Consider the following 15,366-nt stretch of genomic DNA (forward strand, 5'->3'; position numbering starts at 1 on the left):
AAGGAATTGCTTCATGACCCAGTCAGCAAGCCGACCAGGCACGAGGTCAATCAATAAATTGGCATTGACAATGTGCACGCTGTTGAGTTCTCAAGGACCAGACGCACTCCCCGCTCGACCCATCACAGGTTCCGCCAGAGAGGCATTCGTCTTGTACAACATCCTGGGCGCACAACCAGAGGTCGTGGTTCCGAGGAGTTGGTTGCCTGAGCGGGACCCCGTCCGGACTGCATCTCCAGGTGTTCAACCCGGTAATCGTCTCGGCCGTTCCGTTCTCCGCCTCAGCGGCAACGAGTGATTACTTTACGCAGAGGTGAACGGCAGCGCCAAGCCGGGCCACATCCCGGGCGTGTCGCCATCTGCGCCGCGGCTGGGCGCTGCCCCGAGAACGACGAACGGCCCGCTCCCCACCTGGGGGAACGGGCCGTTCGGCAGCGCTGTCAGTGCCGGGCGATGACCGGGTTCTTGAGCGAACCGATGCCGGAGATGGTGACCTCGACGATCTCGCCGTCGCGGATCTGTCCGACACCCGCCGGGGTCCCGGTCAGGATGACGTCACCGGGCAGCAGGGTCCAGATCGAGGACACGAACTCGACGAGCGACGGGATGTCGTGCACCATCTCGTTCGTCGAGGCAGCCTGCCGGAGGTCACCGTCGACGCGGGTCTCGATGCGGATGTCCGACGGGTCGATCTCGGTCTCGATCACGGGGCCGAGCGGGCAGAAGGTGTCGAACCCCTTCGCCCGGGTCCACTGCCCGTCGCGCGCCTGCAGGTCACGGGCGGTCACGTCGTTGGCGATCGTGTAGCCGAGGATGACGCTCGCGAAGTCCTCACGCCGGACGTTCTTCGCGAGTGAACCGATCACGATGGCGAGTTCGCCCTCGTGGTCGACGCGTCCGATGTCGGCGGGGAGGCGGATGGGTTCGTCCGGACCGATCACCGAGGTGTTCGGCTTGAGGAACACCACCGGGTCGTCGCCGGCGCGCTCGTCCATCTCCGAGGCGTGCTCCGAGTAGTTGAGCCCCACGCCGATGACCTTCGAGCGCGGGATGACGGGGGCGAGGAGCTTGGCGTCGGCGAGTGCCACGCGCTCCCCCGTGGTCTCGAACCCCTGGTACATCGGGTCTCCCGCCAGCACCACCAGAGCGCGCTCGTCGAGGATGCCGTACCGGGGGTCTTCACCCTTGCTGCTGAACCGTGCGATCTTCACCGTTCGACCCTACCCACGCCCGCCGGTCGATCAGGACGCGTCGGTCAGCTTGGTCATCCACCCGTGCGGGTCGGGACGACGGCCGTACTGGATGTCGGTGAGCTCGTCGCGCAGGGACATCGTGAGCTCCCCCGCTCCGACGGTCGGCGAACCGATCGTGAAGCCGTCGCCCCGGAGCTCGGCGATCGGGGTCACCACGGCGGCGGTGCCGCACGCGAAGGCCTCGGTGATCGAGCCGTCGGCGACGCCGTCACGCCACTCGTCGAGGGTCACCCGACGCTTCTCGACGGTCAGGCCGCGGTCCTCGGCCAGCTGCAGGATCGAGTCACGCGTGATCCCTTCGAGGATCGAGTCGGAGTCGGGCGTGACGAGGGTGCCGTCGGACTTGACCAGGACGACGTTCATGCCGCCGAGCTCTTCGAGGTACTTGCCCTCCACCGAGTCGAGGAACATCACCTGCTGGCAGCCGTGCTCGTAGGCCTCTTGCTGGGGCAGCAGCGACGAGGCGTAGTTGCCGCCGGTCTTCGCCGCACCGGTCCCGCCCTTGCCGGCACGGGCGTACTGCGTCGACAGCCAGATCGACACCGGCTTCGGGCCCGAGGTGAAGTACGCACCGGCCGGGCTCGCGATGCAGTGGTACGCGACGGCCTGTGCCGCCCGGACACCGAGGAACGACTCCGTCGCGATCATGAACGGCCGCAGGTACAGGCTGGTTTCGGGCGCCGAGGGCACCCAGTCGACGTCGGTCTGCACCAACTGCCGGATCGACTCGACGAACGCCTCGACCGGGAGCTCCGGCAGAGCCAGCCGTCGGGCGGATCGCTGGAATCGCCGGGCGTTGGCGTCCGGTCGGAACGACCACACCGAACCGTCCGCGTGCCGGTAGGCCTTGAGCCCCTCGAAGATCTCCTGGGCGTAGTGCAGGACACTCGCACTCGGGTCGAGGGACAGCGGCCCGTACGGGTGGATCGACGCGCTGTGCCAGCCGTCGTCGAGCGTCCACTCGACCGTCGCCATGTGGTCGGTGAAGTGCTTGCCGAAGCCCGGGTCGGCGAGGATCTGCTCGCGCTCGGCGGCCGCGCGACGGTCGGCGGACGGGGTGCTGGCGAACTCGAGTCCGAAGGCGGTGTCGGTGCTCATGGGGAGGACTCCTTCTCAGGCGGTGGTGGTGCGTGCCGTGGCCGCGGCGGCGATCGCGTCGCCGATCTCGGCCGTGCGACGCGGCGTGGTGCCCCGGTCGGCGAGGTCGGACTCCACCGCAGCCGTCACCGCGGCCGCCAGGTCACCGCGACCGATGTGGTCGAGCAACAGGGCGACGGAACGGATCGCGGCGGTGGGGTCGGCCAGCTGCTGACCTGCGATGTCCGGCGCGGAACCGTGGACCGGCTCGAACATGCTGGGGAAGGTGCCGTCCGGGTTGATGTTGCCCGAGGCCGCCAGACCGATGCCGCCGCTGATCGCGCCGGCCAGGTCGGTGATGATGTCCCCGAACAGGTTGTCGGTGACGATGACGTCGAACCGTGCGGGGTCGCGCACCATGTGGATGGTGACCGCGTCCACGTGCTGGTAGTCGACCGTGACGTCCGGGTACTCGGCGCCGACGGCCGCGACGGTGCGCTGCCAGAGGGCTCCGGCGTGCACGAGGACGTTGCTCTTGTGCACGAGGGTCAGGTGGCGACGCGGGCGTCGGTCCGCCAGTGCGAAGGCGTACCGCACGACCCGCTCGACACCGAAGGCGGTGTTCAACGAGACCTCGGTCGCGATCTCGTGCGGGGTACTGGTCCGGATGGCACCGCCGTTGCCGACGTAGGGCCCTTCGGTGCCTTCGCGCACGACCACGAAGTCGACCTCGCCGGGGTCGGCGAGCGGCGTCGGGACGGCCGGGTGCACCGTCGTCGGCCGGAGGTTCACGTAGTGGTCGAACGCGAAGCGGAGCTTGAGGAGCAGCCCGCGCTCGATGATGCCCCCGGCGAGCCGCGGGTCACGCGGGTCGCCGCCGACCGCTCCGAGCAGGATCGCGTCGTGCTGCGCGATCGCTGCCATGTCGTCGTCGGTCAGGATGTCGCCGGTCTCCAGGTACCGTGCGGCGCCGAGGGAGAACGGGGTCTCCTGCACCACGAGGTCATCCGGCAGGACCGCGTTCAGGACCTTCAGGGCCTCGTCGACGACCTCGGGGCCGATGCCGTCACCACGGATGACCGCGAGTCGGATCGTCTGCGCGCTGCTCATGTCCGCCACTCCCCTAGAGCGTGATGTCGATCTCGCGGAGCGAGGACGCGTCGATCGCCGAGCGGACGTGCTCGAGGATCTCGGCCGGCACGGGCGAGTCGACCGTCAGGACGCTCAGCGCCTGGCCACCGGCGGCTTCGCGCGAGATCTGCATCGCGGCGATGTTGATGCCGGCCTGGCCGAACTCCTTGCCGTAGACCGCGACGATGCCCGGTCGGTCGGTGTACTCCATCACGACGTGGTGCCGGTCGAGCGGCACCTCGACGTCGTGCCCGTTGATCTCGACGAGCTTCTCGACCTGCTTCGGGCCGGTGAGCGTGCCGGACACGCTGATCGCCGGGCCGTCGGACTGGGCACCGCGGATCGTCAGCACGTTGCGGTACTCGGGGCTGTCGGTCTCGGTGATGAGGCGGACGGTGACCCCGCGCTGCTCGGCGATGAGCGGGGCGTTGACGTACGAGACCTGGTCGCTCACGACGTCGGTGAAGACGCCCTTGAGCGCCGCGAGCTTCAGCACGCTGACGTCGTACTCGGCGAGCTCGCCGTGCACCTCGACGTCGATGCTCGTGACCGGCGAGGTCGCCAGGGCGGTGAAGACCTGGCCGAGCTTCTCGACGAGCGGGATGCCGGGGCGCACGTACGGGTCGATGACCCCGCCGGCGACGTTCACGGCGTCGGGCACGAGCTCGCCGCCGAGGGCGAGACGGACCGACTTGGCGACCGAGACGCCTGCTTTCTCCTGCGCTTCGTCGGTGGAGGCACCGAGGTGCGGCGTCACGACGACGTTCGGGAGCGCCAGGAGCGGTGAGTCCTTCGGGGGCTCGGCGACGAAGACGTCGAGGCCGGCGCCGGCGATGGTGTTCGCCGTGAGTGCACGGTGCAGGGCGTCCTCGTCGATCAGGCCGCCGCGGGCCACGTTCACGACGAACGCGGTCGGCTTCATCAGGGCGAACTGGGCGTCCGAGATCATGCCGAGGGTCTCCGGCGTCCTCGGCATGTGGATCGTGGTGAAGTCCGCTCGGCGCAGCAGGTCGTCGAGGGAGACGAGCTCGACCCCGAGCTGCTGCGCACGTGCCGTGGTGACGTACGGGTCGTACGCGATGACCGTCACGCCGAAGGCCTGCAGCCGCTGGGTGATGAGCGCGCCGATGCGGCCGAGGCCGATGATGCCGACGGTCTTCTCGTAGAGCTCCACACCGGTGTACGACGAGCGCTTCCACGCACCGGCGGCCAGCGAGGCGTGGGCGGCCGGGATGTGCCGCGCGAGCGACAGGATGTGCCCGACCGTGAGCTCCGCCGCCGAGATGATGTTCGAGGTCGGGGCGTTCACCACCATCACGCCGGCGGTCGTCGCGGCCTTGATGTCGACGTTGTCGAGGCCGACGCCGGCACGGGCGACGACCTTGAGGCTCGGTGCCGCGGCGATCGCCTCGGCGTCGATCTTGGTGGCGGACCGCACGAGGACGGCGTGCGCGTCGGACAGCGCCGCCAGGAGCGCCGGACGGTCGGTGCCGTCCACGTTCCGGATCTCGAAGTCGGGCCCGAGGGCGTCGACCGTTGCGGGCGAGAGTTCTTCGGCGATCAGGACGACCGGCTTCGACACAGCAGCTGTTTCCTCACTCGAGACGGTTGGTATCCCACCATGCTATCGACGCGGGCCGGTGGTTACGACCGCGGGAGCGGTCCTGTGGAGAACCACACGACTGCCGGGAGGCGCGGGGCGGGGCCGCACCGTGCCTCCTGGCTGTGGGCGGGTCGCGTCAGAAGTCCAGCAGCGTCGGGACGAACAGCTGGAGGTCGAGCCAGAGGGCGCCGGCACCCGCGAACGCGACCACGAACACCGCGATCGTGACGGGCAGGCTCGCGCGCCGGGTGATGACGATCGCCGCGACGAACGCGACCGGCGCGATGAGGATGTCGAGCACGAGCCACAGCCACGGGGTGCTGGTCTGCAGCGAGTCGCCACCCGAGGTCGTCTGGAGGAACGCGTTGAAGGCGTCCACCCGCTGGTTGATCTGCGTCAGGTTGCCGACGGCCTGCACCGTCATGTAGGCGAACAGCGCCGCGAACACGACCCAGACCACGATCTTCGCGACCACGGGGGCACTGTTCCGGCGGGTCGTCGCCGGCACTGCCCCGGTCACCCGAAGCTCCGCGTCAGGAGGAACGGCCAGGGGAAGAGCACGACGGCGCCGAGGAGCATCCAGAGCAGGCGGGTCCGGGTGCGGCTGCTGCGCGCTGCCCAGAGCACCACCGTGAACCAGAGTGCCGGCGCGAGGATCGCGAGGAAGCGGAGCACCTCGACGAAGAGCGTGAGGACGGTGTCGACGCCGGAGACGTACGCGGTCGAGGCGGTGAGGAGCCAGGCCACCGTGTAGAGCAGGTAGAGGCCCCCGAAGACGCCGAACCCGACGAGCGCGCCGGACGTCTCGGGGGCTTCGGGGTCACGGGCCCCGCGGTCGCGCACCGCCACCGGGTTGTGCGCCGCGTCGACGTGGGTGGCGTCGTCCGCGTCACCCCAGCTGAGGGCGGCGTCGTCGGTGTCGACGGCGTTCGGCACGTCCGGGTCGATCGACCCGTCTGGTGGGGATGCTGCCGTGGTCATGCCCCGATTCTACGAGGGACACGACCCCGGGGAGACCAGCGACGGCCGGGAGGTCGACGTCAGACGTCGGCCGGCTGCGTCGCGAGGACCTCGGCGACGACGTCGCGGACGGCCGGGAAGAGCGGGTGGCTCTCCATCAGGCCCGTGAGGATCTCGGTGAGCGCGTGCGCGGTCGCCCCGGAGCGCAGGAGTGCGTGCAGCTCGATCGACTCCGGGTCGTTCTCGTCATCGAACGCGAGCGCCGCGCGGACCGCACCGAGCAGGTGTTCGACGGGCAGGCCGCGCTCGGCGAGCTGTGACGCCGGGCCGACGAAGCGTTCACGACGGCCGAGCTTGCGGAGCGGGTTGCGGCCGACGCGTGCCGTGGAGTCCGGCAGGTGCGGGTTCGCGATGCGGGAGAGGTTCGCGGCGACGTAGCGCGCGTGGTCCTCGGGGTCGAAGCCGTGCTTCGCGATCAGCAGTGCGGTGGTCTCGGCGAGCACCCCGTCGACCTCGGCGCGGACGGCGTCGTCCTCGAGTGCTTCGCGGATGAGCCGGATGCCCCGCACGTAGCCGTGGTAGGCGGCGGTGGCGTGCGCCGTGTTGACCGTGTAGAGCTTGCGCTCGACGAAGGGCTGCAGGTCGTCGACCCAGGTGACGCCCTCGATCGTCGGCGGTTCGGCGTCGGAGCCGAGGAACGGGGTGCGCTCGATGACCCACTCGTAGAACGGTTCGAGCACGACGTCGAGGCCGCCGGACTGCCCGAGCACACCGGACTGGTCCGGGACGATGCGGTCGATCGCGCAGTTCGCGAAGACGGCGGCGATGTCGCGGTCTTCGAGGATGGGGGCGCGGCGGATGCTGGCGTGCAGGGAGTCGGTCGCGTTGAACGCGTTCTCGCAGGCCACGATCGTGACGTCACCGCGCTCGAGCGGACGTGCCGCGAGCCCTTCGGCGATGAGTGGCGCGACGAGCGGGAGCGTGCGTGCGCCCACGGCGGTGGTCACCACGTCGGCCTCGGCGATGGCCTGCACCACACGCTCGCGGTCGGCCTTGCTGCTGAGCGCACGGAACCCGTAGACGAGGTGCTCGACCGGCATCTCGCCGACCTCGTGCACCACGAACCGGCCGGCTTCGTTCAGGGCCGAGACCACGCGTTCGTCGACGTCGACGAAGGTGAGCTCGTAGCCGCTCGCCACGAGGAACTGGCCCACGAACCCACGCCCGATCTTGCCGGCGCCGATGTGGACCGCTCGCTTCGTCACCGCCATCGAACGATCATCCCATGCTGGTCGGGGCGGTCCTGACCGCGGGTGCGCAGCACGGCCGACGGGTGTCGGGAATCGTCCGCGCGCACGGCGGAGGGACGCCGGTCCGCGGCGTCGGGGCTGGAGAAGAGCTGCTGCATAACGTTCGGGTCACATCGCGAGGCGGCGGTGCAGGTGCACCGCCGCCTCGTCATCGAGTGGTTCTCGGAAGACTACCGCGCGGCCGAGCCGTCCACGTAGTCGCCATCGTTCTGCTTCCACGCGAAGAGCGCGCGGAGCTCACGGCCGGTGGCCTCGATCGGGTGGCCCTCGCCCTTGGCACGGAGCGCCTTGAACTCCGGAGCGCCGGCGTCCTGGTCCTCGATGAAGCGCTTCGCGAAGGCACCGTTCTGGATGTCCGCGAGCACCGCCTTCATGTTCTCCTTGACGTCCGGCGAGATCACGCGCGGGCCGGAGACGTAGTCACCGAACTCAGCGGTGTCGGAGATCGACCAGCGCTGCTTGGTGAGGCCGCCCTCCCAGATGAGGTCGACGATGAGCTTGAGCTCGTGCAGGACCTCGAAGTAGGCGATCTGCGGCTGGTAGCCCGCCTCGACCAGGGTCTCGAAGCCGTACTGGATGAGCTGCGAGGTACCACCGCAGAGGACGGCCTGCTCGCCGAACAGGTCGGTCTCGGTCTCCTCGGTGAAGGTCGTCTTGATGCCGCCGGAGCGGAGGCCACCGATGGCCTTGGAGTACGACCACGCGAGGTCCCAGGCGGAACCGGACGCGTCGACCTCGACGGCGACGATCACGGGGACGCCACGGCCGGCCTCGTACTCGCGGCGGACGGTGTGCCCCGGGCCCTTCGGCGCGACGAGCGACACGTCGACGCCCTCGGGCGCCTCGATGTAGCCGAAGCGGATGTTGAAGCCGTGGCCGAAGACGAGCGTCGCGCCCGGCTTGAGGTTCGGGCGGATGTCCTCGGCGTAGACGATGCGCTGGACCTGGTCCGGCGCGAGGATGACGACGACGTCGGCCCAGGCGGTGGCGTCGCCCGGGGTGTGGACCTCGAAGCCCGCCTCTTCGGCCTTCTGCCGGCTCTTCGAGCCCTCCTGCAGGCCGATCTTCACCTCGACACCCGAGTCACGGAGGTTGAGGGCGTGGGCGTGGCCCTGCGAGCCGTAGCCGATGACGGCGACCTTCTTGCCCTGGATGAGCGTCAGGTCGGCGTCGGCGTCGTACACGATGTCAGTCACGAGGGTGTGTCTCCTTGGTTCTGTGGTCTGTGCCGGGCACCATCGGCGCCCGGGAAGGGTGTGACGGGCGCTCAGCGCACCCGGTCGGTGATGCTCTTCGGTCCGCGGCCCATGCCGAGGAGGCCCGCGCGGGCGAGCTCCTTGACGCCGTACGGCTCGAGCACGCGGAGGATCGCCTGGATCTTGCCGGGGTCGCCGGTCACCTCGACGATCAGGGAGTCGGTCGCCACGTCGACGACCTGGGCACGGAACAGGTTCACTGCTTCGAGCACCGCCGAGCGCGTCTGGTTGTCGACGCGCACCTTCACGAGCATGTGCTCGCGCTGGACCGACTGCGAGAAGTCCAGTTCGACGATCTTGATGACGTTCACCAGCTTGTTGAGCTGCTTCGTCACCTGTTCCAGCGGGAGGTCCTCGACGTCGACGACGACCGTGATCCGGCTGAGGCCGTCCACCTCGGTGTTGCCGACGGCGAGCGACTCGATGTTGAACCCGCGCCGGGCGAAGAGTCCGGCGACACGGGTCAGCAGACCGGGCTTGTCCTCCACGAGGAGGGAGAGGACGTGGCTCATGCGGTTTCTCCCGTCATGTCGGCGTCCTCGTCGTCCCAGGTGGGCGCGAGTGCCTGGGCGTACTCGATGGAGGAGTTGCTGACGCCCTGCGGGACCATCGGCCAGACCATCGAGTCACGGCTCACGACGAAGTCGATCACCACCGGGCGGTCGTTGGTCGCCAGGGCGAGCTCGATCGCGGCGTCGACCTCGTCGGCCTTCTCGACGCGGATGCCGAGGGCACCGTAGGCGTCGGCCAGCTTCACGAAGTCCGGGACGCGGCGCGAGGCGTGCCCCGTCTCGAGGTCGGTGAAGGAGTGCCGACCGTCGTAGAACAGCGTCTGCCACTGCCGGACCATGCCGAGCGACGAGTTGTTGATGATCGCGACCTTGATCGGAATGTCGTTGATGACGCAGGTCGCGAGTTCCTGGTTCGTCATCTGGAAGCAGCCGTCGCCGTCGATCGCCCAGACCACGCGGTCCGGCTGGGCGACCTTCGCACCCATCGCCGCGGGGACCGAGTAGCCCATCGTTCCGGCGCCGCCGGAGTTGAGCCAGGCGTTGGGCCGCTCGTACTTGATGAACTGCGCGGACCACATCTGGTGCTGGCCGACACCGGAGGCGTAGACGGCCTCGGGACCGGAGAGCTCACCGATGCGCTTGATGATGCCCTGCGGCGCGAGGAGTCCGTCGGTCGGCTCGGCGTACCCGAGCGGGAAGTCGGTCTTGAGCTGGTGGAGCTTCGCCCACCACTCGTCGGTCGACGCGCGGTCCTCGACGGAGATGCCGCCCCAGGCGTCAAGCAGGTCGACCAGGACCTCGCGGGCGTCACCGACGATCGGGACGTCGGCGAAGCGGATCTTCGAGATCTCGGCCGGGTCGATGTCGACGTGCACGACCTTGGCGTCCGGGGCGAACTCGTCGGCCTTGCCGGTCACGCGGTCGTCGAAGCGGGCACCGAGGGCGACGATGAGGTCGCTGTCCTGCAGGCCGAGCACCGCGGGCACCGTGCCGTGCATGCCGGGCATGCCGAGGTGCTGCGGGTGCGAGTCCGGGAACGCGCCGCGCGCCATCAGGGTCGTGACGACCGGCGCACCGGTCGCCTCGGCGAAGCGGAGCAGCTCGGCGGTCGCGCGGGAGCGGATGACCCCGCCGCCGACGTAGAGCACCGGGCGCTTCGACTCGGACAGCAGCTGCGCGGCCGCGGTGATCTGCTTGCCGTGCGCCTTGGTCACCGGGCGGTAACCGGGCAGGTCGATCTTGGGCGGCCACACGTACGGCGCCGACTTCTGCTGGGCGTCCTTCGTGATGTCCACCAGCACGGGACCGGGCCGACCGGTCGTCGCGATGAGGTGCGCCGCGGCGAGGGTCGCCGGCACGTCGGCCGGGTCGGTCACCAGGAACGAGTGCTTCGTGATGGGCATCGTGATGCCGACGATGTCGGCTTCCTGGAACGCGTCGGTGCCCATCAGCGTCGAGAACACCTGACCGGTGATCGCGATGAACGGCACCGAGTCCATGTAGGCGTCGGCGATGGCCGTGACGAGGTTCGTCGCACCGGGGCCGGACGTCGCGATGGCGACCCCGACCTTGCCGGACGACGAGGCGTACCCCTCGGCGGCGTGGCCGGCGCCCTGCTCGTGACGGACGAGGATGTGGCGGATCGTGGTCGACGCCATCAGCTCGTCGTAGAACGGGATGATCGCGCCGCCCGGCAGGCCGAAGACGTCGGTGATCCCGAGGTGCTCGAGCGTCCGGAGGACGGCTCCCGAGCCGGTCAGGATCTCCGGCGACCGGCGTGCACCGGCGGCCGCGGACAACGGAGTTGCTTCCGTGGGCATGAGTGGTCCTTGCCTGAGTGGTGGCGGTGGTGCGGGTGTCGGACGCTAGCCCGTGACCGCGCCCTGGGCGGCGGACTTGACGAGCTTGGCGTACTTCGCGAGGACTCCGCGGGTGTAGCGCGGGGGCAGCGGGGCCCAGCCGTCACGGCGGGCCTCCAGCTCGGCCGGGTCGACCAGTAGGTCGAGCGAGCGAGCCGCGATGTCGACACGGATGCGGTCGCCATCACGAACGAAAGCGACTGGACCTGCGTCCACTGCTTCCGGTGCGATGTGGCCGATGCACAGGCCGGTTGTGCCGCCTGAGAATCGACCGTCGGTCAAGAGTAGTACATCCTTGCCGAGGCCCGCGCCCTTGATGGCCGCGGTGATGGCGAGCATCTCGCGCATGCCCGGGCCGCCCTTGGGGCCCTCGTAGCGGATGACGACGACGTCGCCCTTCTCGATCTTGCCCTCGGTCAGGGCGTCCATCGCCGCACGTTCGCGGTCGAACACGCGGGCGGGGCCCTCGAAGACGGAGGCGTCGAAGCCCGCGGTCTTCACCACGGCGCCCTCGGGGGCGAAGGAGCCCTGCAGGACGGTCAGGCCACCGGTCTCGTGGATCGGGTTGTCGAGCGTGCGGAAGACCTCGCCGTCGAGTGCCGGCGGGTCGATCTCGGCCAGGTTCTCGGCGACGGTCTTGCCCGTCACGGTCATGCACTCGCCGTGCAGCAGGCCCGCGTCGAGCAGCGCCTTCATGATCACGGGGATGCCGCCGTTGCGGTCGACGTCGACCATGACGTACTTGCCGAAGGGCTTCATGTCGGCCAGGTGCGGGACCTTCGAACCGATGCGGTTGAAGTCGTCCAGCGACAGCTCGACCTCGGCCTCGTACGCGATCGCCAGCAGGTGCAGGATCACGTTGGTCGAGCCGCCGAGGGCCATCGCGACGGCGATCGCGTTCTCGAACGCTTCCTTGGTGAGGATCTGGCGGGCGGTGATGCCGTGCTCGAGCATGTTCACCACGGCCTCGCCGGAGCGGTGCGCGTAGTAGTCGCGGCGACGGTCGGCGCTCGGCGGGGCGGCGGAGCCCGGCAGCGACATGCCGAGGGCCTCAGCCACGCTCGCCATCGTGTTGGCGGTGTACATGCCACCGCAGGCACCTTCACCCGGGACGATGGCGCACTCGATCTTCTTGAGCTCTTCCTCGCTCATGGTGCCGGCCTTGCAGGCACCGACGCCCTCGAAGGAGTCGATGATGGTGACTTCCTTCATCGTGCCGTCGGCCTGCTTCACGTAGCCCGGCATGACCGAACCCGCGTAGAGGAACACGCTCGCCAGGTCGAGTCGCGCGGCGGCCATCAGCATGCCGGGCAGCGACTTGTCGCAGCCGGCGAGCAGGACGGTGCCGTCGAGGCGTTCGGCGTTGACGACGGTCTCGACGCTGTCCGCGATGACCTCACGCGAGACGAGGGAGAAGTGCATGCCCTCGTGGCCCATCGAGATGCCGTCCGAGACGGAGATGGTGCCGAACTGGAGCGGGTAGCCGCCACCGGAGTGCACGCCCTCCTTCGCACCCTGCGCGAGGCGGTCGAGCGAGAGGTTGCACGGCGTGATCTCGTTCCACGAGGACGCGATGCCGATCTGCGGCTTGCTCCAGTCCTCGTCTCCCATACCGACGGCCCGCAGCATGCCACGCGAGGTGGTTGCTTCGATCCCGTCGGTGACGACCCGGCTGCGCGGCTTGACGTCGATATCAGGCATGGGATGAGTCTAGGACGCTTTGGGATACCAGCCGTGCACCCCCGTGCATTCTCATGCTCCGGGCCCGCGATCAGCGGGTGGCGCGGAGCCTCGCCAGCTGCTTCAGGACCCCGGTCAGGGCCGCGGGGTCGGCGATGCGGTACCCGGCCCGGGTCTGGCCCGGCCCGACCTTCACCCCGACATCGCCGTCGCCGAGCACGCGGAAGGCGTCCTCGTCGGTGACGTCGTCGCCGGCGAAGAACACCGCGTCGGCGCCGTGCAACTCGCGGAGCCGGGCGATCGCGTCGCCCTTCGTGACGTGGCGCACCGCGAACTCGACGATGTCCTTGCCACCGCGCTCGAGCACCTCGGGGTCGGCCTCGTGCGCCGCACGGCTCGCCGCCGCGTTCGCCTCGGCAGCGACCTCGGCGGAGACGCGGCGCGTGTGCACCCCGTGCCCCGCGGGCTTGTGCTCGATGACGACGCCCGGGAACCGTCCGCCGACCGCCTCGAGCGCGGCGCCGATCCGTGCCACACGACCGACCTCGTCATCGGACAGCGCGGCCTCGTCGTGGCCGTCCACGCGCCACTCGACACCGTGCGAGCCGACGAGCGCCATGTCCTCGGGTGCGTGGGTCACCGCGGCCAGGCTGCCGAGCGGACGCCCGGACACGAGCACCACCTCGGTGTCCTTCGCACGGTGCAGGGTCAGGACCGCGGCCCACGAGCCGGGCAGCGCGCCGACCTGCGAGGGGTCGTCGGCGAAGGGGGCCAGCGTGCCGTCGAAATCGAGGGCGACGATCAGTCGCGGCGCAGCCGCGAGCGTCTCGAGGGCCGCGTCGATGGCGGTCTGGTCGGTGGTGGTCTCAGTCATCACGTGCCTCCCGGGTGTCCTCGGCAGCCCTGGCGGACTGGGCGTCCTGGTCGAAGATCGACATGTTGTCGGTCTGCGCCTCACGGTGCTGCTCACGCGGGTCGGCGGCGGACGGGTCGATCTGGGCGTTCCGCGGCGCGTGTCGGTCGAGCGCCTCGAGGAACGAGCGCGACCAGCGCGCCACGTCGTTGTCTCGGACGCGCTTGCGGAGCGCGCGCATGCGCGTCGACCGCTCGCGACGCGGCATCTGGATGGCGCGCTCGATCGAGTCCTTGAGCGCCCCAATGTCGTGCGGGTTCACGATCACGGCCTGCTTGAGCTCGTCGGCGGCACCGGCGAACTCGGACAGGATGAGCACCCCGTCGTTGTCGAAGCGGGCGGCGACGTACTCCTTCGCGACGAGGTTCATGCCGTCGCGCAGTGCGGTGACGAGCATGATGTCGGCGGCCAGGTACAGCGCCACCATCTCCTCGCGCGGGTAGCCGTGGTGCAGGTACGAGATCGGCTGGTGGCCGATGACGCCGAGGTCGCCGTTGATGCGGCCGACGCTCAGCTCGATCTCGTCGCGGAGCGCCGCGTACGAGTCGACACGCTCGCGACTCGGGCTCGCGACCTGGATGAGGGTGGCGTCCTCGACCGCGATGCGGCCGTCCTCCACCAGCTCGCCGAAGGCCTTGATGCGGTGACGGATGCCCTTGGTGTAGTCGAGCCGGTCGACACCGAGCAGCACCGTCTTCGGGTTGCCGAGGCTCTCGCGGATCTCGCGAGCACGCTCCTGCACCTCGGGCTTGCGGGCGATCGCCTCGAAGCTCTCGGCGTCGATGGAGATCGGGAAGTGCCTGGCCTCGACGTGGCGGACCGTGATGCCCTTGCGGCTGCGCGGGGCTGCCGGGTCGTCCACCGGGACATCGATCGTGGTGCCCTTGGTCGTGTAGCCCTTGATGTGCCGCACCGCACGCAGGAAGTCGCTGGCGTCGTCGTGGCGCTGGAAGCCGATGACGTCGGCGCCGAGCAGCCCGTCGAGGATCTGCGCACGCCACGGCAGCTGCGCGTAGATGCCGACCGGCGGGAACGGGATGTGGTTGAAGAAGCCGATCGTCAGGTCGGGACGCTTCGCACGGAGCAGGGCCGGCACGAGCTGCAGCTGGTAGTCCTGCACCCAGACGATGCCGTCCTGCTCGACGATCTCGGCGATCTGCGTGGCGAAGCGCTCGTTCACCCGCTTGTACGCGTTCCACCAGTCGCGGTGGTAGCTCGGGTGCTCGATGACGTCGTGGTACAGCGGCCAGAGCGTGTCGTTGCTGAAGCCCTCGTAGTACTCCTCGACGTCGTCGTCGGAGAGCGGGACGGGGACGATGTGGATGCCCTCGTTGTCGAACGGCGCCACCTCGACCTCGGCCTGCCCCACCCAGCCGACCCAGGCTCCGTCGTTCGCGCGCATCACGGGTTCGAGGGCGGTGACGAGGCCGCCCGGCGAGTGCCGCCAGCCCTCGTTGCCGTCCTGGTCGACGACGCGGTCCACCGGGAGTCGGTTGGAGGCGACGACGAACGAGTAGCGGGTCTGTTCGGTGCGGTCTGCAGGCATGGGGTGGTGTGATCTCCGTTCCGCCCGGCCGGGGCCGGGTGCGTCGGTGCGTCGTGCGTCGGGTGCGACGGCCGGCGTGGTGCGCCGGGCGCGCTGCCGAAGTTACCAGCGTGGGGACAGCGCATTCACGGCGGATCGGCGGTTCCGCTACGCTGCAGGCACGTGTCGGGGGGACACGGGTGCTGGAGTGCGGCGCCGGCCTCCCGGTCGGAGAGGACCCCCAGCCGTGAGCGAGAACCCGCCCAACCAGCCCGTCCCGCCGTCGC

The 15,366-nt window shown here is 69.6% G+C and carries 13 protein-coding genes; all 13 read right to left on the reverse strand.

Features of this window, described 5'->3' with window-relative positions; genetic code table 11:
• Nucleotides 1-440 precede the first annotated feature (440 nt).
• Nucleotides 441-1,211, reverse strand: coding sequence for a fumarylacetoacetate hydrolase family protein (locus BIU89_RS10415; RefSeq protein ID WP_027466538.1), 771 nt, complete (start codon nucleotides 1,209-1,211; stop codon nucleotides 441-443).
• A gap of 30 nt (nucleotides 1,212-1,241) precedes the next feature.
• On the reverse strand, nucleotides 1,242-2,351 hold the full coding sequence (locus BIU89_RS10420) for a branched-chain amino acid aminotransferase (RefSeq protein WP_027466537.1): 1,110 nt from the start codon (nucleotides 2,349-2,351) through the stop codon (nucleotides 1,242-1,244).
• A gap of 15 nt (nucleotides 2,352-2,366) precedes the next feature.
• The gene (locus tag BIU89_RS10425; RefSeq protein ID WP_071246423.1) at nucleotides 2,367-3,440 is read right to left on the reverse strand and encodes a 3-isopropylmalate dehydrogenase; all 1,074 of its coding nucleotides are present in this window, start codon (nucleotides 3,438-3,440) and stop codon (nucleotides 2,367-2,369) included.
• Nucleotides 3,441-3,453: 13 nt separating this feature from the next.
• Nucleotides 3,454-5,043, reverse strand: a complete 1,590-nt coding sequence (gene serA, locus BIU89_RS10430) for a phosphoglycerate dehydrogenase (protein WP_027466535.1) — start codon at nucleotides 5,041-5,043, stop codon at nucleotides 3,454-3,456.
• Between the two features lie 157 nt (nucleotides 5,044-5,200).
• Nucleotides 5,201-5,539, reverse strand: a complete 339-nt coding sequence (locus tag BIU89_RS10435; RefSeq protein WP_027466534.1) for a hypothetical protein — start codon at nucleotides 5,537-5,539, stop codon at nucleotides 5,201-5,203.
• Between the two features lie 41 nt (nucleotides 5,540-5,580).
• Entirely contained in the window at nucleotides 5,581-6,045 is a 465-nt protein-coding gene (locus tag BIU89_RS10440) for a hypothetical protein (protein ID WP_027466533.1), read from the reverse strand.
• Between the two features lie 59 nt (nucleotides 6,046-6,104).
• Nucleotides 6,105-7,295, reverse strand: coding sequence for a mannitol-1-phosphate 5-dehydrogenase (locus tag BIU89_RS10445; protein WP_071246391.1), 1,191 nt, complete (start codon nucleotides 7,293-7,295; stop codon nucleotides 6,105-6,107).
• A gap of 209 nt (nucleotides 7,296-7,504) precedes the next feature.
• On the reverse strand, nucleotides 7,505-8,530 hold the full coding sequence (ilvC, locus tag BIU89_RS10455) for a ketol-acid reductoisomerase (RefSeq protein ID WP_027466530.1): 1,026 nt from the start codon (nucleotides 8,528-8,530) through the stop codon (nucleotides 7,505-7,507).
• A gap of 71 nt (nucleotides 8,531-8,601) precedes the next feature.
• Nucleotides 8,602-9,102: an acetolactate synthase small subunit gene (gene ilvN, locus BIU89_RS10460; RefSeq protein WP_017888842.1), complete on the reverse strand. Its 501-nt coding sequence runs from the start codon at nucleotides 9,100-9,102 to the stop codon at nucleotides 8,602-8,604.
• Nucleotides 9,099-10,922: an acetolactate synthase large subunit gene (locus tag BIU89_RS10465; RefSeq protein ID WP_071246393.1), complete on the reverse strand. Its 1,824-nt coding sequence runs from the start codon at nucleotides 10,920-10,922 to the stop codon at nucleotides 9,099-9,101. Before BIU89_RS10465 ends, ilvN begins: the two co-directional genes overlap by 4 nt.
• A gap of 45 nt (nucleotides 10,923-10,967) precedes the next feature.
• The gene (gene ilvD, locus BIU89_RS10470) at nucleotides 10,968-12,662 is read right to left on the reverse strand and encodes a dihydroxy-acid dehydratase (protein ID WP_071246395.1); all 1,695 of its coding nucleotides are present in this window, start codon (nucleotides 12,660-12,662) and stop codon (nucleotides 10,968-10,970) included.
• A gap of 70 nt (nucleotides 12,663-12,732) precedes the next feature.
• Nucleotides 12,733-13,515, reverse strand: coding sequence for a trehalose-phosphatase (otsB, locus tag BIU89_RS10475; RefSeq protein ID WP_071246397.1), 783 nt, complete (start codon nucleotides 13,513-13,515; stop codon nucleotides 12,733-12,735).
• Nucleotides 13,508-15,100, reverse strand: a complete 1,593-nt coding sequence (gene otsA / locus BIU89_RS10480; protein WP_071246399.1) for an alpha,alpha-trehalose-phosphate synthase (UDP-forming) — start codon at nucleotides 15,098-15,100, stop codon at nucleotides 13,508-13,510. The genes otsB and otsA overlap by 8 nt, the downstream gene beginning before the upstream one ends.
• Nucleotides 15,101-15,366: the final 266 nt, after the last annotated feature.

This window comes from Curtobacterium sp. MCBA15_005 (assembly GCF_001864855.1).
Lineage (GTDB): Bacteria > Actinomycetota > Actinomycetes > Actinomycetales > Microbacteriaceae > Curtobacterium > Curtobacterium flaccumfaciens.

Bases quoted from the DNA above. Each gene is read 5' to 3' on its own strand.
- BIU89_RS10420 (WP_027466537.1), bottom strand. From the start codon at position 2,351: ATGAGCACCGACACCGCCTTCGGACTCGAGTTCGCCAGCACCCCGTCC.
- BIU89_RS10425 (WP_071246423.1), bottom strand. From the start codon at position 3,440: ATGAGCAGCGCGCAGACGATCCGACTCGCGGTCATCCGTGGTGACGGC.
- BIU89_RS10440 (WP_027466533.1), bottom strand. From the start codon at position 6,045: ATGACCACGGCAGCATCCCCACCAGACGGGTCGATCGACCCGGACGTG.
- BIU89_RS10445 (WP_071246391.1), bottom strand. From the start codon at position 7,295: ATGGCGGTGACGAAGCGAGCGGTCCACATCGGCGCCGGCAAGATCGGG.
- ilvN (WP_017888842.1), bottom strand. From the start codon at position 9,102: ATGAGCCACGTCCTCTCCCTCCTCGTGGAGGACAAGCCCGGTCTGCTG.
- BIU89_RS10465 (WP_071246393.1), bottom strand. From the start codon at position 10,922: ATGCCCACGGAAGCAACTCCGTTGTCCGCGGCCGCCGGTGCACGCCGG.
- ilvD (WP_071246395.1), bottom strand. From the start codon at position 12,662: ATGCCTGATATCGACGTCAAGCCGCGCAGCCGGGTCGTCACCGACGGG.
- otsB (WP_071246397.1), bottom strand. From the start codon at position 13,515: ATGACTGAGACCACCACCGACCAGACCGCCATCGACGCGGCCCTCGAG.
- otsA (WP_071246399.1), bottom strand. From the start codon at position 15,100: ATGCCTGCAGACCGCACCGAACAGACCCGCTACTCGTTCGTCGTCGCC.